Origin of the sequence: Streptomyces sp. NPDC049040 (assembly GCF_043197715.1) — a bacterium.
In the GTDB taxonomy this organism is placed as follows: Bacteria; Actinomycetota; Actinomycetes; order Streptomycetales; family Streptomycetaceae; genus Actinacidiphila.
Window position 1 is genome coordinate 33,574 of sequence record NZ_JBICTO010000003.1, and the last position, 20,250, is coordinate 53,823.

18 protein-coding genes are annotated in these 20,250 nt (G+C 74.2%); 6 read left to right on the top strand and 12 right to left on the bottom strand.

The window, feature by feature from the left end:
- Positions 1-29: 29 nt before the first annotated feature.
- The 5 genes from ACGFMP_RS09470 to ACGFMP_RS09490 form a co-directional block, all read right to left on the bottom strand.
- The gene (locus ACGFMP_RS09470) at positions 30-1,244 is read right to left on the bottom strand and encodes an acetyl-CoA C-acetyltransferase (protein ID WP_393671426.1); all 1,215 of its coding nucleotides are present in this window, start codon (positions 1,242-1,244) and stop codon (positions 30-32) included.
- Positions 1,245-1,302: 58 nt separating this feature from the next.
- Positions 1,303-2,487, bottom strand: a complete 1,185-nt coding sequence (locus tag ACGFMP_RS09475; RefSeq protein WP_393671428.1) for a CaiB/BaiF CoA transferase family protein — start codon at positions 2,485-2,487, stop codon at positions 1,303-1,305.
- A gap of 162 nt (positions 2,488-2,649) precedes the next feature.
- Positions 2,650-4,617: a primary-amine oxidase gene (locus ACGFMP_RS09480; RefSeq protein WP_393671429.1), complete on the bottom strand. Its 1,968-nt coding sequence runs from the start codon at positions 4,615-4,617 to the stop codon at positions 2,650-2,652.
- A gap of 179 nt (positions 4,618-4,796) precedes the next feature.
- A complete protein-coding gene (locus tag ACGFMP_RS09485) occupies positions 4,797-6,323 on the bottom strand; it encodes an APC family permease (protein WP_393671430.1) in 1,527 nt (508 codons plus the stop codon).
- A gap of 48 nt (positions 6,324-6,371) precedes the next feature.
- Positions 6,372-7,328, bottom strand: coding sequence for a hypothetical protein (locus ACGFMP_RS09490; RefSeq protein ID WP_393671431.1), 957 nt, complete (start codon positions 7,326-7,328; stop codon positions 6,372-6,374).
- A gap of 244 nt (positions 7,329-7,572) precedes the next feature.
- On the opposite strand from ACGFMP_RS09490, the gene ACGFMP_RS09495 reads away from it, so the two are divergent.
- From ACGFMP_RS09495 to ACGFMP_RS09505, 3 genes are all read left to right on the top strand, one after another.
- Positions 7,573-8,982, top strand: coding sequence for a hypothetical protein (locus ACGFMP_RS09495; protein WP_393671432.1), 1,410 nt, complete (start codon positions 7,573-7,575; stop codon positions 8,980-8,982).
- Between the two features lie 96 nt (positions 8,983-9,078).
- On the top strand, positions 9,079-9,444 hold the full coding sequence (locus tag ACGFMP_RS09500; protein WP_393671434.1) for a nuclear transport factor 2 family protein: 366 nt from the start codon (positions 9,079-9,081) through the stop codon (positions 9,442-9,444).
- Between the two features lie 48 nt (positions 9,445-9,492).
- Complete coding sequence (locus tag ACGFMP_RS09505) at positions 9,493-10,947, top strand: MFS transporter (RefSeq protein ID WP_393671435.1); 1,455 nt, start codon at positions 9,493-9,495, stop codon at positions 10,945-10,947.
- 189 nt (positions 10,948-11,136) lie between these two features.
- Here the strand turns inward: ACGFMP_RS09505 and ACGFMP_RS09510 are convergent, their stop codons facing one another.
- From ACGFMP_RS09510 to ACGFMP_RS09535, 6 genes are all read right to left on the bottom strand, one after another.
- Positions 11,137-11,580: a nitroreductase family deazaflavin-dependent oxidoreductase gene (locus ACGFMP_RS09510; RefSeq protein ID WP_393671436.1), complete on the bottom strand. Its 444-nt coding sequence runs from the start codon at positions 11,578-11,580 to the stop codon at positions 11,137-11,139.
- A gap of 63 nt (positions 11,581-11,643) precedes the next feature.
- On the bottom strand, positions 11,644-11,829 hold the full coding sequence (locus ACGFMP_RS09515; RefSeq protein WP_393671437.1) for a hypothetical protein: 186 nt from the start codon (positions 11,827-11,829) through the stop codon (positions 11,644-11,646).
- A 152-nt stretch (positions 11,830-11,981) separates the two neighbouring features.
- On the bottom strand, positions 11,982-12,539 hold the full coding sequence (locus tag ACGFMP_RS09520; protein WP_393671438.1) for a hypothetical protein: 558 nt from the start codon (positions 12,537-12,539) through the stop codon (positions 11,982-11,984).
- On the bottom strand, positions 12,539-13,438 hold the full coding sequence (gene htpX, locus ACGFMP_RS09525) for a zinc metalloprotease HtpX (protein WP_393671439.1): 900 nt from the start codon (positions 13,436-13,438) through the stop codon (positions 12,539-12,541). Before htpX ends, ACGFMP_RS09520 begins: the two co-directional genes overlap by 1 nt.
- 129 nt (positions 13,439-13,567) lie before the next feature.
- A complete protein-coding gene (locus ACGFMP_RS09530; protein WP_393671440.1) occupies positions 13,568-14,521 on the bottom strand; it encodes a zinc-binding alcohol dehydrogenase family protein in 954 nt (317 codons plus the stop codon).
- 157 nt (positions 14,522-14,678) lie between these two features.
- Positions 14,679-15,854 carry a citrate synthase gene (locus ACGFMP_RS09535; protein ID WP_393671442.1) on the bottom strand — a complete coding sequence of 392 codons (1,176 nt, stop codon included), beginning with the start codon at positions 15,852-15,854 and terminating at the stop codon, positions 14,679-14,681.
- Between the two features lie 110 nt (positions 15,855-15,964).
- On the opposite strand from ACGFMP_RS09535, the gene ACGFMP_RS09540 reads away from it, so the two are divergent.
- Entirely contained in the window at positions 15,965-17,338 is a 1,374-nt protein-coding gene (locus ACGFMP_RS09540; protein ID WP_393671443.1) for a citrate/2-methylcitrate synthase, read from the top strand.
- 55 nt (positions 17,339-17,393) lie between these two features.
- Here ACGFMP_RS09540 and ACGFMP_RS09545 read toward each other — a convergent pair whose 3' ends face one another.
- Positions 17,394-17,603 carry a hypothetical protein gene (locus tag ACGFMP_RS09545; protein WP_393671444.1) on the bottom strand — a complete coding sequence of 70 codons (210 nt, stop codon included), beginning with the start codon at positions 17,601-17,603 and terminating at the stop codon, positions 17,394-17,396.
- Positions 17,604-17,724: 121 nt separating this feature from the next.
- On the opposite strand from ACGFMP_RS09545, the gene trxA reads away from it, so the two are divergent.
- Positions 17,725-18,096, top strand: coding sequence for a thioredoxin (trxA, locus tag ACGFMP_RS09550; protein ID WP_333769794.1), 372 nt, complete (start codon positions 17,725-17,727; stop codon positions 18,094-18,096).
- Between the two features lie 360 nt (positions 18,097-18,456).
- Positions 18,457-20,154: a bifunctional 3'-5' exonuclease/DNA polymerase gene (locus tag ACGFMP_RS09555; protein ID WP_393671445.1), complete on the top strand. Its 1,698-nt coding sequence runs from the start codon at positions 18,457-18,459 to the stop codon at positions 20,152-20,154.
- Positions 20,155-20,250: the final 96 nt, after the last annotated feature.

Below are 20,250 nucleotides of genomic sequence, written 5' to 3' on the forward strand. Positions count from 1 at the left end.
GGGTCGGGGCGGGGGCAGAGGCGGCGGGGTCAGAGGCGTTCGACGACGGTGGCGACTCCCATGCCGCCGCCGACGCAGAGGGTGGCGAGTCCGTAGCGCTGTCCACGGCGCTCCAGCTCGTCGACGAGCGTGCCGATGAGCATCGCGCCGGTGGCGCCGAGCGGGTGGCCCATGGCGATGGCGCCGCCGTTGACGTTGACCTTGTCGAGGCTGACGCCCATGTCCGCGGCGAAGCGCAGCACGACGGCGGCGAAGGCCTCGTTCATCTCGATCAGGTCGATGTCGTCGATGGTCAGGCCGGCCTTGGCGAGCGCCTTGCGGCTGGCCGGGGCGGGTCCGGTGAGCATGATGGTCGGCTCGGAGCCGGAGACGGCGGCGGAGACGATTCGGGCGCGCGGCGTCAGGCCGTAGCGCTCGCCGATCTCCCGGCTGCCGATCGCCACCAGCGCGGCGCCGTCCACGATCCCGGACGAATTGCCCGCGTGGTGGACGTGGTCGATCTTCTCGACCCAGTGGTATTTCTGCAGCGCGACCGCGTCGAAGCCGCCGAGGTCGCCGATGTCGGCGAAGGACGGCTTGAGCTTGGCCAGCGACTCGGGGGTGGTGCCGGGCCGCATGTGCTCGTCGTGGTCGAGGACGACAAGCCCGTTGCGGTCCCGTACCGGCACCACGGAGCGGGCGAAGCGGCCGTCCTTCCAGGCCTCCGCGGCACGCTCCTGCGACAGCGAGGCGTAGCTGTCCACGTCGTGGCGGGAGAAGCCGCCGAGGGTGGCGATCAGGTCGGCACCGATGCCCTGCGGGGCGAAGCCGGTCTCGAAGTTCGTCATCGGGTCCATCGCCCAGGCTCCGCCGTCGGTGCCCATCGCGACCCGGGACATCGACTCGACCCCGCCGGCCAGCACCAGGTCCTCCCAGCCGGAACGCACCTTGGCCGCGGCCATGTTGACCGCTTCCAGGCCGGAGGCGCAGAAGCGGTTCTCCTGGACGCCGGCCACCGTGTCGGGCAGCCCGGCGGCGACCGCCGCGATCCTGGCGATGTCGGAGCCCTGGTCGCCGATCGGGCTGACCACGCCGAGCACGATGTCGTCGATCGCTGCCGGGTCGAGATCCGGCTGCCGGTCGCGCAGGGCGTGGATGAGGCCGACGACCAGGTCGATCGGCTTGGTCCCGTGCAGGGATCCGTTGGCCTTTCCGCGCCCTCGCGGGGTGCGGACGGCGTCGTAGACGTAGGCGTCGGTGCTCAACGTCGTGCCTTTCTGTGCGAACGGGCGGGCGGAGGCGGGCAGGGCCGGGGTGCGGGCGTCAGGCGGCAGGCGCAGGATCGGCCGGGCCTTCGGTGCGGGTCAGGGCGGGCGTGTCCCAGTCGCGGGCCACCTCCGCAGTGTGCGCGCCGGGCAGCGCGGGAGGGCGGCGCAGCGCGGTGGGCGTCGCCGAGAAACGCGGTGCCGGGGCGGGCTGGACCGCGCCGTGGGCCTCGGTGAAGGTGCCGCGGGCGGCCAGGTGCGGGTGCCGCGGCGCCTCGGCCAGCGACAGCACGGGCGCCACGCAGGCGTCGGTGCCGGCGAAGACCGCGGTCCACTCCTCGCGGCCACGGCCGCGGAAGCGGGCGGCGACCGCGGCGCGCAGCTCCGGCCAGCGCGCGGGGTCGCCGCGCAGCGCGGCCTCGTCCTCGGTCAGGCCGAGCAGCGCCGCGAAGGTGTCGTAGAAGCGCTGTTCCAGGGCGCCGACGGCCATGTGGCCGCCGTCGGCGGTCGGGTAGACGCCGTAGAAGGGCGCGCCGCCGTCGAGGAGGTTGCTCGCGCGGCGGTCCTGCCAGGCGCCGGCCGCGAGCAGGCCGTGCAGCATGGTGCTCAGGTGGGCGGTTCCGTCGACGACGGCGGCGTCGACGACCTGTCCCGTGCCGTGCGCGCGGGCGTGGTGCAGCGCGGCGAGCACGCCGGTGACCAGGTAGAGCGCGCCGCCCGCGTAGTCGCCGAGCAGGTTGGCGGGGGCGGCGGGGTCGCCGTCGGCTGGGCCGGTGAGTGCCAGCGCGCCGGTGATCGCGATGTAGCCGATGTCGTGGCCCGCGCTTGCGGCCAGCGGACCGTCCTGGCCCCAGCCGGTCATCCGGCCGTAGACCAGCAGCGGGTTGCGGGCCAGGCACTCGCGCGGGCCGACGCCCAGGCGCTCCGCGACGCCCGGGCGGTAGCCCTCGATCAGGATGTCGGCGCGCTCCACCAGGTCGAGTACGGCGCCTGCGCCGTGCGGCGCCTTGAGGTCGACCAGCACCGACCGCTTGTTGCGGTTGGTGAGGTCGGTGGCCGGGTCGACGCCGAGCGCGGGGGCGCCCGGCCGGTCGACGCGTACGACGTCGGCGCCCAGGTCCGCGAGCAGCATCGCCGCGAAGGGCCCGGGGCCGATCCCGGCCAGCTCGACCACCCGCACACCGGCCAGCGGGCCGGGGTCGGCCGGGGCCTGCGGCAGCCGGTTTGACAGTGGTGATGTCACACCGGTGATGTTAGAAACGTGTTCCAGTTTCCGCAAGAGCAGGGCTGAGCAACCGCTTAGCCCCGGTCCCGGCGGCCGTGAACGGCCGCTTCATCGCGGCTCCTTGGCCCGCCGGGACCCGCAACCGCCGACCGGAGCACGGCCCTTGGCGGATCCGGCGGCTCAGGCGTGGCAGTGCCCGCCGGCGGAGCCGCCGGTCTCCTTCGGCAGGTCCAGCGCCGGATTGCGGTCGAAGAAGCCGGTCGGCCGCAGGCTGAATCCGCAGACGTCCACCGGCATCACCGGCCAGTCCTCCAGCCGCGGCAGGTGCGTCGGGCCGAAGGAGTGCCACACGGTCAGATCGGTGTCCTCCAGCGCCTCGCCGGGCTGCGACCACGCGGTCACACCCGGGCCGCCCGCGTGCTGGTTGGGGTAGTCGCCGTCCGGGTAGTGCCGGTCGGGCCGGTAGCGGGTCACCCACAGGTGCCGGGTGGCGTACGCGACCCGCTCGGCGATCGGCGAGCCCGGCTGCGCGAGCAGCAGCGGGCCGCTGTCGGGGACCAGCGTGTAGGCGACCGGCGCCCCCATCCGGTTGTGCGCCGTCGGGTTGACGATCCGCCAGCGCCTGCCCACCGACGGGTCGGCCACCCGCCCCGCCTCGCCGCTGTCGGCGACCGGTGTGGCCCGGGTGGTGAAGGCGTTCCCGTTCGGGTTGTCCGGGCCGGTGGGCAGCCGGACGACGTCCACCTCCTGCACGGTGTTGCCTGGGCCGTCCACCGTCACGTCAAGCCGGGCGCAGAAGAGGTGCTGGTGGAAGGGCGCCAGCAGGCCGGGGGCTATCTCGGTGGCGTAGGGCGAGCCCTCGCCTGGCTGCGCGGCCGAGGTCTGGAGCAGGCCGGTGGCCTTGGCCTCGAAGGCGATCGTGCCGTCCTGGTGGAGATACCAGTAGAAGCCGTAGTCGTAGTTGCCGAGGGTGGCGATGTAGGAGATCACCAGGCGGCGGGCACGGCGGGAGTCCACCGCGAAGTCGTCGAAGATGTCGGTGTGCTTCCAGAGCAGGCCGATGTCCTCCTCGTGGATGCAGATCGCGTTGTGCAGCGTCTCGGGGCGGCCGAGGTCGTCGGCGAGTACCGCGTCGACGTAGGTGATCTCGCCGAGGCAGTCGCAGCCGAGCCGCAGCGCGTTGGCGTTCCTGCCGAGCAGGTACTCGCCCGCGTCCAGGTAGCAGACCCAGTTGCGGTCGGCGGCGGGCTCGGCGTAGGGCACGGCCATCTCGGCGATCGAGGCGCGGTGCAGGACACGCCGGTCGCGGTCGCCGTCGCGGTGGGTGATCTCGTGCAGCACCAGGCCCTCGCGGGCGTTGAAGTCCAGCCGCAGCCGCCAGTTCTGCCAGCTCAGCACCGGCCCTTCCAGGGCGAAGGACGGCCCGTCCGGCTGGCTGATCTCCAGCGGGCGCAGGTCGGTGCGCGCCGGCCCGGTGGAGTCGGCCCCGTAGCGCCCGCACTCGGCAGGCACGGGCACCGCGCCGGTGTCGATCAGCCGGACCACCCGGCGGGCGGTGAGGTCGACCTCGGCGACCAGGCCGCCGACCGGGTGGGCGAACGGGTTGTCGCCCACCGCGCAGCGCAGGAAGGTCAGCGAGCGCAGCATGCGCCGGCCGGTCTCCGACGCGATGCCGAAGTTGCCCGCCGCCAGCGGCGCGGCGATGACCAGCGAGAGGTCGGTGATGCCGCGCTCGGCCATCGCCTTGCGCCAGCCGGGGTCGGCCTTGACGACCTCGTCGCAGGTCTCGTACTCCTCGAACAGCAGCGGCGGCTGGCCGTCGGCGGTCGGGTCCAGGTCGCGGTGGGACAGCAGCACACCCGCGGAGGTGTCGGTGACGTCGACCAGCGCCTCGGCCGCCCGGCCGGTGCCGGAGTCCAGCAGGGTCACCCGCACCCTGCGGGTCACGGCGTCACCCGGGCGGTGCGCGAGCACCGCGTGCCGGTCGGGTTCGTCGGGCAGCACCAGCGGGAAGCGGGTGGCCTCGGTGACCTTCCCCTCCGCCTCCAGCGCGGCGCGCGCGGCGTCGATCTCGGCGGCGGTCAGCGGGTCGAGCGGGTGCGGGACGGCGGCGGGAGCGGTCTCGGTGTCCGTTGAGCAGCAGGTCATGGCGGGTCCTGACGACGGGTACGTGGGGTGGTGGGACGGCGCCGGCCGAGGGCGGGCCCGGCCGTTCGCCCGTCAAGGGCGGCTGACGCGGGCCCGCGCGGTCCCCGGGGTGAAACGGCAGCGGCCCGCCGCACCCGACCGGGCGGGGCGGGCCGCTGCCGCGGGCCGTCGGCGTGGGATCAGGCGGACGCCTCGGCAGCGGCGGCCTTGTCCAGCTGGAAGGCCTCGTTGCCCTGCCCGATCCTGGCGTGCACCTCGGGCTTCGTGGCGCGCAGCACCAGCCCGTAGACCAGGCCGATGGCGGCGGCCAGGGCGATGATGCCGGGCAGGATCCAGCGCAGCCCGTGGCCGGGGTTGGCGCCGAGCAGGACGGCGAAGTCCTTCACCGAGTAGACGAAGATCGCCCCGAGCGCGAGCGCGGCGAGACCCGAGGTGACCAGCCGCCAGCCCTGGACGCGGGCGGCACCGCGCTTGACGAAGAAGGCGATGACCGCGACCGCCGCGGTGCACATCAGCAGCACCACGCCCAGCGCGCCGACGTTGCCGGCCCAGGTGAACAGCCGCAGGATCGGGGCCGTCGGGTCACCGACCGGCTTGTCGTCGGTGACGGCGAAGATGGTGACGACCACCACCGCGACCAGGGTCTGCAGGAAGGACCCGATGGCCGGGGCACCGCTGGTCTTCGAGGTGCGGCCGACCGCGGCGGGCAGCAGACCGTCGCGGCCCATGGCGAAGGCGTAGCGGGCCACCACGTTGTGGAAGCTCAGCATCGAGGCGAAGATGCCGGTGATGAAGAAGATGTTGAGGGTGTCGGTGAAGGCGGTGCCGAACCGGTCCTGAGTGAGCGCGAAGATCAGGTTGGGGCCCTGCTTCTGCGCCCCCTCGACCACCGCACCGGGACCCGTGCCCACGGTGATCGCCCACGCGCTCAGGGCGAAGAACACGGTGGCGAACCCGATGGCCAGGAACATCACCTTGGAGACCACCCGCTGCGGGTCGCTGGTCTCCTCCGCGTACACCGGAGCCTGCTCGAAGCCCAGGAAGCCGGCGATGGTGAAGCACAGCGCGGTGCCGAAGCCGGCGCCGCTGAGGGTGGTGAAGTCGAAGGCGTGCGCGGAGACGCCCTGCGGACCCGGGTCGCTGATGAAGCCGATGTCGAACACCAGGGTCATCGTGGTCTCGATGAGCAGCAGCACACCGAGGGTCTTGGCGTTGAGGTCGATCTTCAGCGCGCCGAAGACCGCGGTGATCGCGACACCGCCGAGCGCCGGTATCCACCAGGCCACGTTGTGCTGCCAGTGCTGGGCGATCTGGCTCGATATCTCGAAGCCGAAGATGCCGTAGCTGCCCGCCTGCATGAGGCTGTAGGCGAACAGCGCGACGTACGAGGCGCCTGCGCCGACGGTGCCGCCCAGCCCGCGGGATATGTAGGCGTACAGCGCACCGGCGTTGTGCACGTGCCGGCTCATCTCGGCGTAGCCGAAGCTGAACAGGATGAGCACGGCGCCGACGATGACGAACAGCAGCGGCACCCCGACGATGCCCATGGTGGCGAAGGTGGTGGGGATGACACCGGCCACCACCATCAGCGGCGCGGTCGCCGCGAGTACCGAGAGCAACAGGGCCGGCGCGCCGATCCGGTCCGCGCGCAGCGCGCGCTGCTCTCCCTTGAATGTGCTGATCCCGGTCGTATTGCCCGTCAGCATGGCTCTGGTGTCCTTCTTCCGTGGATGGTGGTGCTGGGGGAGCGGGTCCTACGAGGAACCGAAGCCGAGCGCGGCGTTGCGCGCGGCACGGAACGACTTCTTCGGGTCTCGGTCGAAGTACGACCAGGGAACGCGGGTCGCGTTGCCGCCGATCCGGTTGAACAGTGCGGCGGCGGCCACCATGTCGCCCGCGTGGGCGTGCACGAAGGCCAGGTGGTTCAGGTCGAGCAACAGCCGCGGATGGCTGCGGCCGTCCCAGTCGAGCCACCAGTCGAAGGAGGTGCGCAGGCTCGCCCTGGCCCGCGGGCTCGTCCAGTACGGCAGCCGGGCCGGGTCGCGGGGCAGCGCGCCCGCGGCGGCCAGCGCGTGGTAGCGCTCGACGAGGGCGACCACCGGCAGCGCGCCGAGCGGCGAGCCCGGGCCCGCCTCGTCGGCCGCCCACTCGGCGAACTCGTACACCTCGTGGAAGGGGTCGTCCCCGTCGACCTTCTGACGCTCCGCCAGGCAGCGGGTCATCAGGTAGTGGCCGTGGTGGTGGCCCCGGTGCCGGCCGCGGACCTGGTCGAAGGCGCGGACCTGCTCGTCGTCGGTGCCGGTGCGGCGGGCCAGGATCAGCAGGCCGAGCCACGGCGAGGGGTCGGCCGGGGTCATCCGGGCGGCACGCAGGCAGGCGTCGCGGGCCGAGTCGGCGCTCTGCCGGCCGGCCACGGCCCGGAAGACGGCGGCGGTCGCACAGAGCGCGGCGGCGTCGACGCTCTCGGGTTCCGCGAGCCGCCACTCCTCGGCCCAGGCCGCGGCGGAACGGCCTTCGCCGAGCACGACCAGCCGGTGGCCGCGCAGGTCCCAGTCGTCTCCGGTGCGCGCGAGCAGCGCACGAACCTCCGTCCAGCGGCCCTGTCCCAGGGCAGCGCGAACGGCGACCAGCTCCTCGTCGCCGAGGGCGGTGTCGAAAGCCACGTCGTCCTTGCCACGCGAAAGGCGGAAGGGTGGCGGCGGTGGGGTCATCCGCGGGCAGCCCTCCACGGCGCGCGATACGTCATGTGATCGCCAACAGCCAACAGTCCGGCGCCCGTCCACGACAAGTGCGGTCCTGTTGTCTCGCTGTAGTCCCGTAGGGTGGCGTCGGTTTGGATCCCGAAAACCACGGGTTCGCGAGTTCCGCTGCGCGGACAACAGCCGGGCTGGTATTCGAATAAGCGATCGCCGAGAAGTCGGGCCGGCGTGGGCGGCGCAGCAGGGACCAGGTGGAATGGACGGCACAGACGTGGCACCCGAGGGCTCCGCCGCCTCGACACATCCGCTGGCCTACGTCCGGCGCAGGCACGGCTGGAGCTACCAGGACCTGGCCCGGGTGATCGCCGAGCACGCGCGGGCGCTGGGGGTGCCCATGGCGGCCCGGCGGGAGAAGGTGTGGCGCTGGGAGCACTGGGGAGTGGTCCCCGAGGCCGACAGCCAGCGGGCGCTGGCCCGCGCCCTGGGCATACCCGCGCGCGAGGTCGACGCCCGCCCGTGGCCGCGCTGGCTGCCCGCGCACGGCGGCATGCCCGACGGGCTGCCCTGGACCGCGGAAGGCAGCCTGACGGCGCTGTCCTCGGTCCTCGACGACGCGGCGGCCGACCCGCGCGGCTTCCCGATCGCCGACGAGCACGCGCTGCTCGACGCCATCGCCGACTGGGACGCGGCGGGCGCAGAGGACGCCACCCACCGCGGCGCCGGACGCCGGGAGCAACCGGCCTCCGTGCGGGACGGCGGCCGGGCGGAGCCCTCCGTGATCGACGGGACCGCGCTCGACTGGCTGGAGGCCGGTGTGACCGGGCTGCGGCAGCTGGACGACCGGCTCGGCGGGGCGGCCGTACGGCACCGGGTGGAGGCCGATCTGCGGCTGGTGAGCGGGCTGCTGCGGCGCGGGCTGCCGGGGCACGGCGGGCGCGGCACGGAGCGGCGGCTGCTGCGGGTCGCGGCGGACCTGGCGCAACTCGGCGGCTGGGCCGCCACCGACTCCGGCCGCCACGGGGCCGCCCAGCGGCACTATCTGACGGGCCTTCGGCTCGCGCACAGCGCGGGCGACCGGCCGCTCGCGGTCGCACTCTGGGGCGGCCTGGTCCTCCAGTCGGTGATCGCCGACCGCCCGCGCGACGCGGTGGCCGCCGCGGAGGCGGCGGTACGGGCGGCGGGCGGCGCCCATCCGCTGGTCCGCGCTCTCGCGGCCTCCCGGCTGGCCCGCGCGCACGCGGCGGCCGGGGCCGAGGGCGCCTGCCGGCGGGCCGCAGCCGAGGCGGAGCGGCAGTCGGCCGCGGCGGACGCGGACCCGGGGCCCTCGTGGCTGTACTGGCTGGACGCGGCGGAGCTCGACGCGCAGCGCGGCCTCGGCCTGCTGGCGCTCGGCCGGGCGGCCGAGGCGATGCCGCTGCTCGACGGGGCGCTCGAAAGGCAGGAGCCGTCCTTCGTCCGCGACCGCAGCCTCTACGCCGCCCGCGCCGCCGAAGCGCACGCCCGGTCCGGCGACCGGGACGGGGCACTGGCGCTGGGCCGGGAGGCGGCCCGGCTGTCCCGGCACTGCGGCTCGCCGCGGCTCGCGGCCGCGCTCGACTCCCTCAAGGCCTGCCTCGACCAGGCCGCGCCGCAGGACGCCCGCCGCGACAGGACAGTCATTACCTAACGATGACCGATTCCCCCGCTCGACCGGCTCCGTAACTTCGTGACCTGCAAGGAGACGGCGCAACCCGGCGCCGGCGACAGCAGGGAGACGGTAGTCATGAGCGACATCCAGCAGCTGGTCGAGCAGTACATCGCGGTGTGGAACGAGACCGACCCGGCTGCACGGCGGCGCGGGATCGACGCGGTCTTCGCGGCCGACGCCCGCTACACCGACCCGCTGGCCGACGTGACGGGCCCTGACGCGCTCGACGCGGTGATCGCGGCGGTGCAGGCCCAGTTCGCCGGCCTGGTCTTCACCCTCGGCCCCGTCGACGCGCACCACGACATCGCCCGCTTCACCTGGGAACTCGGCCCCGCGGGCGGCGAGTCGCTCGTCGCCGGCTTCGACGTGGTCAGCACCGGCGACGACGGGCTGGTGCGGCGCGTCCTCGGCTTCCTGGACAAGGTGCCGGCCGCCGCCTGACCCGCGGCCCCACCACCGAACCCTCCCTTCCATGACAGGAGTTCCGCCATGGCCTCGGCCACCTCCACGCTCTCCCCGTCCGCGTCCGGGAGCGCCGCTCCCGACACGGGGCGGCCGGGTCTCGGCCTGCTGGTCCTGCTGGCCGCGACCTTCATGACCTCGCTCGACATCTTCATCGTCAATGTGGCGATACCCGCGGTGCAGGACGACCTGCGGGCCGGCACCGCGGCGATCCAGTGGGTGGTGGCCGGCTTCGGCCTCGCGGTGGCCACCGGGCTGATCACCGCGGGCCGGCTCGGTGACATCTTCGGCCGCAGACGGATGTTCACCCTGGGGCTCGCGCTGTTCACCGCCACCTCCGCGGCCTGCGGTCTCGCGCCGACCGCGGGGACACTGGTGGCGGCGCGGGTGCTCCAGGGGCTGTCCGCGGCCCTGATGGGCCCGCAGGTGCTGGCGATCCTGCAGACCGGCTGGACGGGCAAGGCGCAGGCCCGGGCGTTCGGCATGTACGGGCTGACCATGGGCGTCGGCGCGGTCTTCGGGCAGCTGATCGGCGGCCTGCTGATCAAGGCGGACCTGCTCGGCCTCGGCTGGCGGACGTGCTTCCTGATCAACCTGCCGGTCGGCATCGCCGCCCTGGCCGCGGCCCCGCGCGCGCTGGTCGAGTCGCGGGCGCCGCGCCGGCCGCGGCTGGACAACACCGGGGTGGCGCTGTCCACCGCCGCGGTCGTCGCCCTGGTACTGCCGCTGATCCAGGGCCGTTCGCTGGGCTGGCCGCTGTGGACGTGGCTGTGCCTGGCGGGCTCGGCCGCGCTCTTCGCGGTGTTCGTGTCCCACCAGCGGCGGCTGGCCGCGGCGGGCGGTGACCCGGTGCTGGACACCGCGCTCTTCCGGCAGCGGGGCTTCACCTCAGGCGCGCTGGCGCAGCTGGTGTTCTGGACCGGCCAGGGCTCCTTCTTCCTGATCCTGGCGCTCTACCTCCAGGCGGGCCGCGGCCTGGACGCGCTGGCCTCGGGCACGGTCTTCCTGGCGATCGGCGTCGGCTACCTGCTCACCTCGACCGCCGCGCACCGGGTCGCGGAACGCCTCGGCAGCCGTACGGTGCCGGCCGGCGCGCTGGTCATGGCCGCGGGCCTCGGTGCGCTGCTTGCCGCGGTCCACGCGTCGGGCACCAGCGGCAGCCTGTGGCTCCTGGTCCCGGGACTGTTCCTCGACGGCGTGGGGATGGGCATGGTGATCGCACCCCTCACCCACGACGCGCTGGGCAGGGTTCCCGCGCACCTGGTCGGCGCGGCCTCCGGTGTGGTGGCGACCATCCAGCAGGTCAGCGGTGCGCTGGGCATCGCGCTGATCGGCATCGTCTTCTACGGTGCGGTGGGCGCCGGGGCGCCGGGCCGCTACCCGCACGCCTTCGGTCTCGGCCTGGCCTTCCTGCTGGGGCTGGAAATGCTGCTGGCCGCGCTGACCGCCCGCGAGGCGGGCGGCGGCAAGGCGGCCGGCTGAGGCGGAACACCAGCGGCACGCGGCACGCGCAGGCGAGGGGCGCCCATCCTGGGATGGGCGCCCCTCGGGCCTTGGGCGGGCCGCCCTCGTCCCGCTCCCAGCGCGGTCGCAAGGGCGGGCGGCGCCTGACCCGGCGTCGCCGGCACGGCAGGGCCTGACCGGCTACCGCCGGCCCGGCTCCGGGAGCCGCTACGCGGTGCGGGTGAGGCGGATGACGGGGATGTCCCGGTCGGTGTTCTGCTGGTAGTCCGCGTACGGGGGGTAGACGTCGAGCAGGTGGGGCCAGACGCGGGCCTTCTCCTGCGGCGACAGCACCTCCGCGCGGGCCGTGAAGCGCTCGCGGAGCACCCGGAGGTGGACCTCGGGGTGGGCGACGAGGCTGCTGACCCAGACCGGATCCTTGGGGGCGCCGCCCTTGGAGGCGACGATCAGGTAGTCGTCGCCGTCACGGCCGTAGATCAGCACCGTGCGGCGCCATTCACCGCTGCGGCGCCCCAGGTAGTCCAGCAGCAGGCAGGGCGAGCCCTTCAGGTCGGTGGCCTCGGTGCCGTCCGACGCCTCGTAGCGCTCGGCCTGTTCGGCCACCCACCCTTCGGGATTGATCTTCACGTCGGCGGGATCGTACGCGGTCATCCGTCTGCCTCCTGAGGGGTTGTCGGCAACGCTCCCACTGTAGATCCCCGGCCCCGCCCCAGCTCAGCGACGGCGCCGCCGTCTGCTCGGGTACGACCAGCCGCTGCCGACTCCGGCAAAGTGCAGGGCCACGAAGAACAGCCCCGCGATCATCAGGCTGATCGGCGTGAAGGCCGCGTCCGTGTCGGTGCTCGTGACATTGATCAGATAGGCGATGGCGAAGATGACGGCGCCCACGGCTGCCAGCATGTACCCCTCCTCGGCTGAGGCCGCCCGTCGGGCGGGGGGGGGGGGGGGGGGGGGGGGGCGGGGCGCGGGCGCCCCCCCCCCCCGACCGCATGCCCGCGAACCGCTTTTCGACGCACGCCGGTTCGATTCCGTCCGGCGTCCGCCGAAGGGGCTCAGCTGGCCATGCCGGGCGCACCCCAGACCGGGAACCAGCGGGACAGGTCGGCCTCCAGCCGGAGGTCGTCGGCGACCAGCGCCCTGACCTGGAGCTCCAGCGCGTGGTCGCGCTTCTCGCCGGGCAGCGGGGCGAAAGGGTAGAAGGACCCGCGCTTGTAGAGGTAGACCAGGGCCACCCGGCGGCCCTGCGGGTCGCGGAAGCCGACCAGCGAGCAGAGCAGCTGCGGGCCGAATCCGCCCGCCTCGAGCGCGGAGTTGACCGCGTGCAGATCGGTGACGAGGTCGGTGACCTCGGTCGGCTCGTGCCGGGACTGGAGCCAGGTGTAGCCGTAGGAGTCGCGGGTGGACTCGACCGAGAGCAGGGCACGCAGGTCCTGCTGGATCTCGGCGAAGGCGCCGCCCTCGACGGCGGCGAAGCACACCGAGCCCAGCCCTGTCGGCCGCAGTTCGCTTGCCGCCTCCAGGGTGATCGCGGCCGAGGACAGCCCGAAGAGCTGGTCGAGGTCGGGGCGGACCGGCTTGCTGCGGCCGAGCAGCACGTCGAGCAGGCCCATCAGCGCCGGTCCAGCTCGACGGTGATGGCGGCCAGCTGGGCGAGCCGCTGTTCGAGGCTGGGGTGGGTGGCGAGCAGCTTGGAGACGGTGGCGCTGGTGGTGAGGGCGGGGGCGAAGTAGAAGGCGTTGAAGGGCTCGGCGGCGCGCAGGTCCTTGGTGGGGATGGCGGCCAGCTCGCCGCTGACCTTGGTCAGTGCGGACGCCAGCGCGGACGGGCGGCCGGTCAGCAGCGCGGCGCTCCGGTCGGCGGACAGCTCGCGGTAGCGCGACAGCATCCGGGTGAGCAGGAAGCTGATCGCGTAGACCACCGCGCTGACCAGCGGCACCAGGATGAAAAGGGCGGCGGTGCCCGGGTCGCGGCTGCGCCGGAAGCCGCCCCACAGGCCGATCCTGGTGATGACGCCGGCCAGGATGCCGAGGAAGGACGCGATCGTCATCACCGCGACGTCCTTGTGCGCGACGTGGGAGAGCTCGTGGGCGACGACGCCCTCCAGCTCCTCGGGTTCCAGCCGGCGCAGCAGCCCGGTGGTGACGCAGACCACCGTGTTCTTCTGGTTGCGGCCGGTCGCGAAGGCATTGGGCACGTCGGACCGGGCGACCGCGACCTTGGGCTTGGGCAGGTCGGCGAGCGCGCAGATCCGGTCGACCACGCCGTGCAGCTCCGGCTGCTCCTCGGGGGTGACCTCATGGGCGCCCATGCTGAAGGCGGCGATGCGGTCGCTGAACCAGAACTGCACGACGAAGAGCAGTCCCGCGATGATCAGGATCATCGGCCACGCGCCGCGCAGCAGGGCGAGCAGGGCGCCGACGAAGACGACGTAGAGCAGTCCGATCAGGAACATCGTGACGACCATGCGGGTGGTCAGTCCCCGGTCTTCTGCGAAGCGGTTGCGTGGCATGGCCCCTCCCGAGCTGTGCGGGGGCGCGGGTCGCGGGCGGCGGCCCTGCGTGCTCCACTGGATATGGGTGTGTCTGCATCTCCCACTGTTGCACCGATCCAACGAGCGGGACGACCCATCCGGTTCCGCTCATCGGGTCACATCGAGCACCAGCTTTCCGACCGTGCGCCTCGCACGCAGTTCGGCATGCGCCCTGGCCGCCTCCGAGAGGCCGTAGACACCGCCCAGCTGCGGCCGCAGCCGGCCCTCCGCCGTCATCGCGAGCAGCTCGGCCATCGGCTCGCGGTACATCCCCGGCCGGCCCAGGCAGTGCATCAGCCAGAAGCCGACGACGGCACGCGAGCGGCCCATCAGCTGGGCGGCCTGCACCGGGGTGGGCGGGGTCCTGGAGGCCATGCCGTAGGTGACCAGCCGGCCGAAAGGGGCCAGCGCGGCGAGTGAGGCGTCGAAGACCGGGCCGCCGGTCATCTCCAGCACGATGTCGACCTTGCGCCCGCCGTTGGCCGCGGTGAGCCGTTCCGTGAGCCCTTCGGGGTCGGCGTCGACGGCTGCGTCGGCGCCCAGCCGCAGCGCGCGCTCGCGCTTGTCCGGGGTGGATGCGGTGGCGATCACCCGGCCCGCGCCGAACTCCTTGGCGAGCTGGACGGCGAGCGAGCCGGTGCCGCCTGCCGCCGCGTGCACCACGACGCTCTCGCCCGGCGCCATCCGCGCCGACGTCCGCAGCAGGTGCCACGCGGTGAGCCCCTGCACGACCAGCGCGAGCGCCTGCCCGTCGGTGACCTCGTCGGGCACGTCGTGGGCCAGCTGCTCCCGCACGACGGCCTTCTGCGCGTATCCCCCGTTGTCGGTGAGGGCGACGACCCGGCGGCCGCCGGCGGTGCGGCCCACGACCTCGGCGCCAGGCACCATCGGCAGGCTGGAGCGGGCGAGGTACGAGTCCTCCACCGTGTGGGTGTCGGCGTAGTTCACCCCTGCCGAGTCGACGTCGAGCAGCAGCTGTCCCTCGCCGGCGACCGGGTCGGGCAGTTCTGCCTCCCGCAGGACCTCGGGTCCGCCGAATTCGGTGATCTGGATCGCGCGCACGGCGGCTCCTCGGGGTGTGCCCGATGCCGGGGTCCCGGCATCGGCCCAGATATTACCGACTGGTCGGTATGGACACCAGCCGCAATCCCCGCCCGACAGGGAGCCGCCGTACGCCGTCGCGATCAGGCCGCGGCCGGTCCCCGCGGTCAGGCCGCGGTCAGGCCGCGGGGACCGGCCGCGGCGGCGGGCCGGCATAGCGGGCAGCCGGGCGGATGATCTTGGTGTCCGCCGCCTGCTCCAGGATGTTCGCACTCCAGCCGACCACGCGGGCGGCGGCGAAGGTCGGCGTGAACATCTCCCGCGGCAGCCCGCACAGCTCCATGACCACACCGGCGTAGAACTCCACGTTGATGTGCAGCTCGCGCCCCGGCTTCAACTCGGCCAGCAGCGCCTCGGCGCGCGCCTCCACCTGGACGGCGAAGTCGACCAGGTCGCCGCCGATCCCCCTGGCGATGCCCTTGAGCAGCCGCGACCGCGGATCCTCGGTGCGGTAGACGGGGTGGCCGAAGCCCATGATCCGCTCGCCGGCCGCGATGTGCTCGCGCAGCCAGCCGTCGATGCGGTCCGGGCTGCCGATCGCGTCCAGCGTGTCGAGCGCGCGGCTCGGCGCCCCGCCGTGCAGCGGTCCTGACAGCGCCCCGATCGCCCCGACGAGGCAGGCCGCCAGGTCCGCGCCGGTCGAGGCGATGACCCGGGAGGTGAAGGTGGAGGCGTTGAAGCCGTGGTCGACGGTCGAGATCAGATACTGCTCGACGGCCCGCACCCGGGCGGGCTCCGCCTCCTCGCCGGTGAGCATGTACAGGTAGTTCGCGGCGTACGGCAGGTCGTCGCGCGGCTCGACCGGCGCCAGGCCGCGCCCCAGCCGGTGCAGCGCGGTCAGCAGCGTCGGCACGGCCGCGCAGGCGGCCAGCGCGTCCGCCTTGCGCTGCTCGGGGTCGAGGTCGTAGAGCGGCCGCAGTCCTGCGGCCGCGCCGGTGAGCGACAGCGCCGTGCGCAGCCCGGCCAGCGGCCCCGACGCGCCGGTGGCGCGGGCCACGGCGGGCAGCGCGTCGCGCACCTCGGCGGGCAGGTGGCGCAGCCGGGCGGTCTGCCGGGTGAAGCGGGAGCGCTCGGCCGCCGACGGCAGCGTGCCGTGGAACATCAGATGCCACACGTCCTCGAAGCCGCGGCTCTCGGCCAGCTCGACCGCGGAGAACTCCCGGTAGTGGTAGAAGCCCTCGGTCCCGCGGACATCGCCGATCGCGGTGTCGGTGACGATCACGCCCTTGAGGCCGCGCGGGGCCTCGATCGGCGCGGGCACCTGCGGCGGGGCGGGCAGTTCTGTGGTGGGCATCGGTTTCCTCCTTGACTCTTGACTTGACTGTCCATGATTGATTCTGACGGTGTCAATATTGACTGATCAATATGAACGAAGGCCGGCACGGAGTGGATACGGTGGCGCCCATGACGGACGGGACGGCAGGCGGCGGCAACAGCGGCGAGGGCCGCATCGGCACGCGGGAGGCGGCCGCACGGCTCGGGGTCAAGCCGGAGACCCTCTACGCCTACGTCAGCCGCGGACTGCTCGGCAGCAGGCGGGCCGCGGGCGGGCGGGGCAGCACCTTCGACCCCGCCGAGGTCGCCGCGCTGGCGGCCAGGGGCCGGGCCGGCACCGCGGGCGGGGCGGAAGGCGGCGGCTCCGAGGGCGGCTGGGGCAGGATCCGCACCGGCATCACCCTCATCGACCCGGCCGCGGACCGCTACGCCTTCCGCGGCGTCGACGCGGTCGCGCTCGCGGAGTCGTACGCCTACGAGGAGGTCGCGCACTGGCTGTGGACCGGCGAACTGCGGCGCGGCATCCGCTTCTCCGCTCCCCCGCAGCCGCTCGCCGCCGCGCGGGCGGCGGCCGGCGCGCTGCCCGCGGGCAGCGGGCCGATGGACCGGATGCGGGTCGCGGTCATCGCCGCGGGCGGGGCGGACCCGCTGCGCTTCGACCTCACCGAGGACGCCGTGCTCGGGTCGGCGCGCGGGCTCATCCCGACACTGGTCGACGCGCTGCCGCCGGCCGGCGGGGCGGATGGTGCGGCCGCGCGGGACGCGCGCGACGCGCAGGCGGCGCGGGAGGCGGCCGGGACCGGTAGGGACGCGGCGGACGCCGCCGGCACCGGCGGGAGCGGGCCGATCGCCGGGCGGCTGTGGTCCCGGCTCACCCCGCGGGACCCGGACCCGGCGTCCCTGCGGGTGCTGGACACGGCGCTGACCCTGCTCATCGACCACGACCTGGCCGTCTCGACCCTCGCGGTACGCCTCGCCGCCTCGGGTCGCGCACACCCCTACGCCGCGGTCTCCGCGGGGCTGGGCGCACTCGACGGGCCGCTGCACGGGCAGGCGAGCGCGCTGGCCCACCGGATGCTCCGCGACGTCCTCGACCAGGGCGGCGCGGGACCCGTGGTCGCCGCGCACCTGCGGTCGGGGCAGCGGGTGCCGGGGCTCGGGCACCGGCTCTACCGCGGCGAGGACCCCAGGGCCCGGCTGCTGCTCAGCCGGCTCGCGGAGGTGCCAGCGGCGGCCGACGCGCTCGCCGCCGCACACGACACGGTCCGCACGGCGGCCCGGCACACCCCGCTGCACGCGAACGTCGACCTCGCGCTCGCGGTGCTGTCGGTCGCCTCAGGGATGCCGGCGGAGGCGGGCGAGGCGATCTTCGCCGTGGGCAGGACGGCGGGGTGGGTCGCGCACGCGCTCGAGGAGTACGGGGAGCCGGCCCTCCGCATGCGTCCGACCGGGGTGTACGACGGGCCGCCGGCCCCCCAGCCGCTGCCGCTGCCGCGGTCGTGAGGTGCTTGCGCCCGGGGCGGCGGCCGCGACCGTCCGCGGGGCTGCCGGGCGGGCGCTACCTGCGCACGAGGCGGGGCATGCGGCCGACCAGTTCGGCCCATTCCGTGTCGGTCTGGCCGGGGACCATACGCCCGGCGGAACGCCACTGGTCGGCGAGCGCCGCGAAGACCGGCGCCTCCGCACCGTGCCGCAGAACCGTTCCGCCCGGCGCCGGCTGCTCGGCGACTTCCGCTTTCCGCTGTCTCTGCCACTGTGTCGGTGCCATACGCCGACAACGAGTGCGCGGCGCCGCCCGCCATGGACCCGCGCCCGGCATCACTCGGACGAGTGACATGAGGGCGGGAGTGGCGCGGAATTTCCCGGAGCCGCCACCCGTTGTGGGGGGCATGAGCACTGTGGAGCTGACCAAGGAGAACTTCGACGAGGTCGTGTCCGCCAACGACTTCGTCCTCATCGACTTCTGGGCCGCCTGGTGCGGTCCGTGCCGGTCCTTCGCGCCGGTGTACGACAAGTCGTCGGAGAAGCATCAGGACCTGGTCTTCGCGAAGGTCGACACGGAGGCCCAGCCGGAGCTCGCCGCGGCCTTCCAGATCCAGTCGATCCCGACCCTGATGATCGTCAGGGACAAGGTGGCGGTCTTCGCCCAGCCCGGCGCGCTGCCCGAGCCCGCGCTCGAGGACGTCATCGCGCAGGCCCGCGCCCTGGACATGGCCGAGGTGCACAAGTCGGTCGAGGAAGCCCAGGCGCAGCAGGGCTGACCTCCGCCCCTGAGCCCGGCAGGCGCCACGCGCCGCCGGGCTTTTCGGCGTTCCGTCATCGTGCACCGGTCATCGTTCACCGCTCATCCTCCGCCGGTCGTCCTTCGGGTCGCAGGCCTCCCCCAGGGCTTCTGTCTCCGCCGGTCATCCTTCGGTTCACAGGCCTCCCTCGGATCTTCTGTCGCGGGCGGTCGGGAAGCCGGCCGCCCCTCCGTGGTCGGCCGTCCTTCCGTGGCCGGCCGCCTCCGCCGTCAGCCGTCCGGCCGTGTCGGTTGCCGGCCGTGCCGGTTGCCGACCGTGTCGGTTGCCGGCCGTGCCGGCATTGCGGCCGTTGTCAGTGGCCGGACCTACTCTCGTGGAGTGGGTGGAGCCGTGGACGCCGGAGCCGGGCGGGTGGCTGTCGTGGCCGATCCGGTCGGCGGCGGCGGAAGGCTGTGCGGGGTCGGTGAAGACGGCGCGAGGGTCGGCGGCTCCGAAGTGGTGGCCGATCTCGCCGGGGCGGTGCGGAAGATCGAGGCCGCGTCCCGTCCCCGCTGGGTGTGGGGCGGGACGGAGGAGCTCTACCAGGGGCTGCTCGACCGGGGCGGGGCAAGGGTCGGACGCTGCCATGACGTGAAGCTGGTCGAGTCGCTGCTGCTCGGCCAGGAGGGCAGGCACGGCAGGCCCCGCTCGCTCGGGGCGGCGTGGGCGCGGCTGCACGGGCTGCCCGAGCCGCAGGACGCGCCGGAGTCCGGGGGCGGTGACCAGCCGGTGCTGTTCGCCGCGGACCGGCACCATCTGCCGCCCGGCACCGACCCGCTGACCGCGCTGGTCGAGGTGCACGCCGCCCAGCAGCGGCGGATCGCCGTGGGAGAGCGCCCCGGCCGGATGCGGCTGCTGTGCGCGGCGGAGTCCGCGGGCGCGCTGGCCGCGGTCGAGATGCGCAGGGACGGCCTGCCGTGGAGCGCGCGGGCACACGACGAGGTGCTGACCGGGCTGCTCGGCCCGCGCCCGGCCGGCGGTGCGAGGCCCGCCAGGCTCGGGGAGCTGGCGCAGCGCATCCAGGACGAGCTGGGCCGCCCGGTCAACCCCGACTCCCCCGCCCAGCTGCTGCCCGCCTTCGCGCGGGTCGGGGTGCAGCTGCCCTCGACCCGTTCGCACGAGCTGCGCAGGGTCGACCACCCCGCGGCCGAGTTGCTGCTGCGCTACAAGGAGCTGTCGCGTATCCATGCCGCGCACGGCTGGGCGTGGCGTGAGGCGTGGGTGCGCGACGGCCGCTTCCGGCCGGAGTACGTGGTCGGCGGTGTGGTGTCGGGGCGCTGGGCGACCAGGGGCGGCGGGGCGCTCCAGATCCCCCGCCCGCTGCGGGCCGCCGTCGTCGCCGACCCCGGCCATCTGCTGGTGGTCGCGGACGCCGGCCAGCTGGAGCCCCGGGTGCTGGCCGCGATGTCAGGCGACCAGGGCCTGGCCCGGGCCGCGGCCGGCGGCGACCTGTACACGGCGGTGGCCCGTGACGCCTTCTCCGGGGACCGGCCGCGGGCCAAGATCGCCCTGCTGGCCGCCATGTACGGCCAGACCAGCGGTGAGGCGGGGCAGCTCCTCGCGGTGATGCGGAAACGTTTCCCGGTCGCGCTCGCGCTGGTGGAGGCCGCGGCCCGTACCGGTGAGGCGGGCGGGATCGTCCGCTCGCAGCTCGGCCGTACCTCGCCCGCACCCTCGGCGGAAAGGTTCGTGGACGAGACGGCGGACCCGGCCGAGGGGGCCTCCCCCGATCGCAGGGCGGCCAGGTCCTGGGGCCGCTTCACCCGGAATTTCGTGATCCAGGCAAGCGCCGCGGACTGGGCGCTGGCCATGCTCGCGGCGCTGCGCCGCGAGCTGGCCGCGATCGATCCCGCGCCGCGGCTGGTGTTCTTCCAGCATGACGAGGTGGTCGTGCACACCCCGGCCGGCCTCGCCCCCGCCGTGGAGTCCGCGGTCGCTGCGGCAGCCGGCGAGGCCAGCCGACTGGTCTTCGGCGCCACTCCGGTGCCCTTCCCGCTGGAGACCCACGCCGTGCAGCGCTACGCGGACGCGAAGTAGCCCTCGCCTTCGCTCCTGCACCGACCCGCGCGTTCCCGGGCCGGCCCGGCGGCCGGGAGGAACGCCAGCCGGTCCGCCCGCGGCTAGCAGCCACGA

Excerpts from the sequence above, each read along its gene's own strand:
- ACGFMP_RS09480 (WP_393671429.1), bottom strand. The coding sequence starts at position 4,617 with ATGACCTGCTGCTCAACGGACACCGAGACCGCTCCCGCCGCCGTCCCG.
- ACGFMP_RS09485 (WP_393671430.1), bottom strand. The coding sequence starts at position 6,323 with ATGCTGACGGGCAATACGACCGGGATCAGCACATTCAAGGGAGAGCAG.
- ACGFMP_RS09490 (WP_393671431.1), bottom strand. The coding sequence starts at position 7,328 with ATGACCCCACCGCCGCCACCCTTCCGCCTTTCGCGTGGCAAGGACGAC.
- ACGFMP_RS09495 (WP_393671432.1), top strand. The coding sequence starts at position 7,573 with ATGGACGGCACAGACGTGGCACCCGAGGGCTCCGCCGCCTCGACACAT.
- ACGFMP_RS09500 (WP_393671434.1), top strand. The coding sequence starts at position 9,079 with ATGAGCGACATCCAGCAGCTGGTCGAGCAGTACATCGCGGTGTGGAAC.
- ACGFMP_RS09505 (WP_393671435.1), top strand. The coding sequence starts at position 9,493 with ATGGCCTCGGCCACCTCCACGCTCTCCCCGTCCGCGTCCGGGAGCGCC.
- ACGFMP_RS09510 (WP_393671436.1), bottom strand. The coding sequence starts at position 11,580 with ATGACCGCGTACGATCCCGCCGACGTGAAGATCAATCCCGAAGGGTGG.
- ACGFMP_RS09515 (WP_393671437.1), bottom strand. The coding sequence starts at position 11,829 with ATGCTGGCAGCCGTGGGCGCCGTCATCTTCGCCATCGCCTATCTGATC.
- ACGFMP_RS09520 (WP_393671438.1), bottom strand. The coding sequence starts at position 12,539 with ATGGGCCTGCTCGACGTGCTGCTCGGCCGCAGCAAGCCGGTCCGCCCC.
- htpX (WP_393671439.1), bottom strand. The coding sequence starts at position 13,438 with ATGCCACGCAACCGCTTCGCAGAAGACCGGGGACTGACCACCCGCATG.
- ACGFMP_RS09535 (WP_393671442.1), bottom strand. The coding sequence starts at position 15,854 with ATGCCCACCACAGAACTGCCCGCCCCGCCGCAGGTGCCCGCGCCGATC.
- ACGFMP_RS09540 (WP_393671443.1), top strand. The coding sequence starts at position 15,965 with ATGACGGACGGGACGGCAGGCGGCGGCAACAGCGGCGAGGGCCGCATC.
- ACGFMP_RS09545 (WP_393671444.1), bottom strand. The coding sequence starts at position 17,603 with ATGGCACCGACACAGTGGCAGAGACAGCGGAAAGCGGAAGTCGCCGAG.
- trxA (WP_333769794.1), top strand. The coding sequence starts at position 17,725 with ATGAGCACTGTGGAGCTGACCAAGGAGAACTTCGACGAGGTCGTGTCC.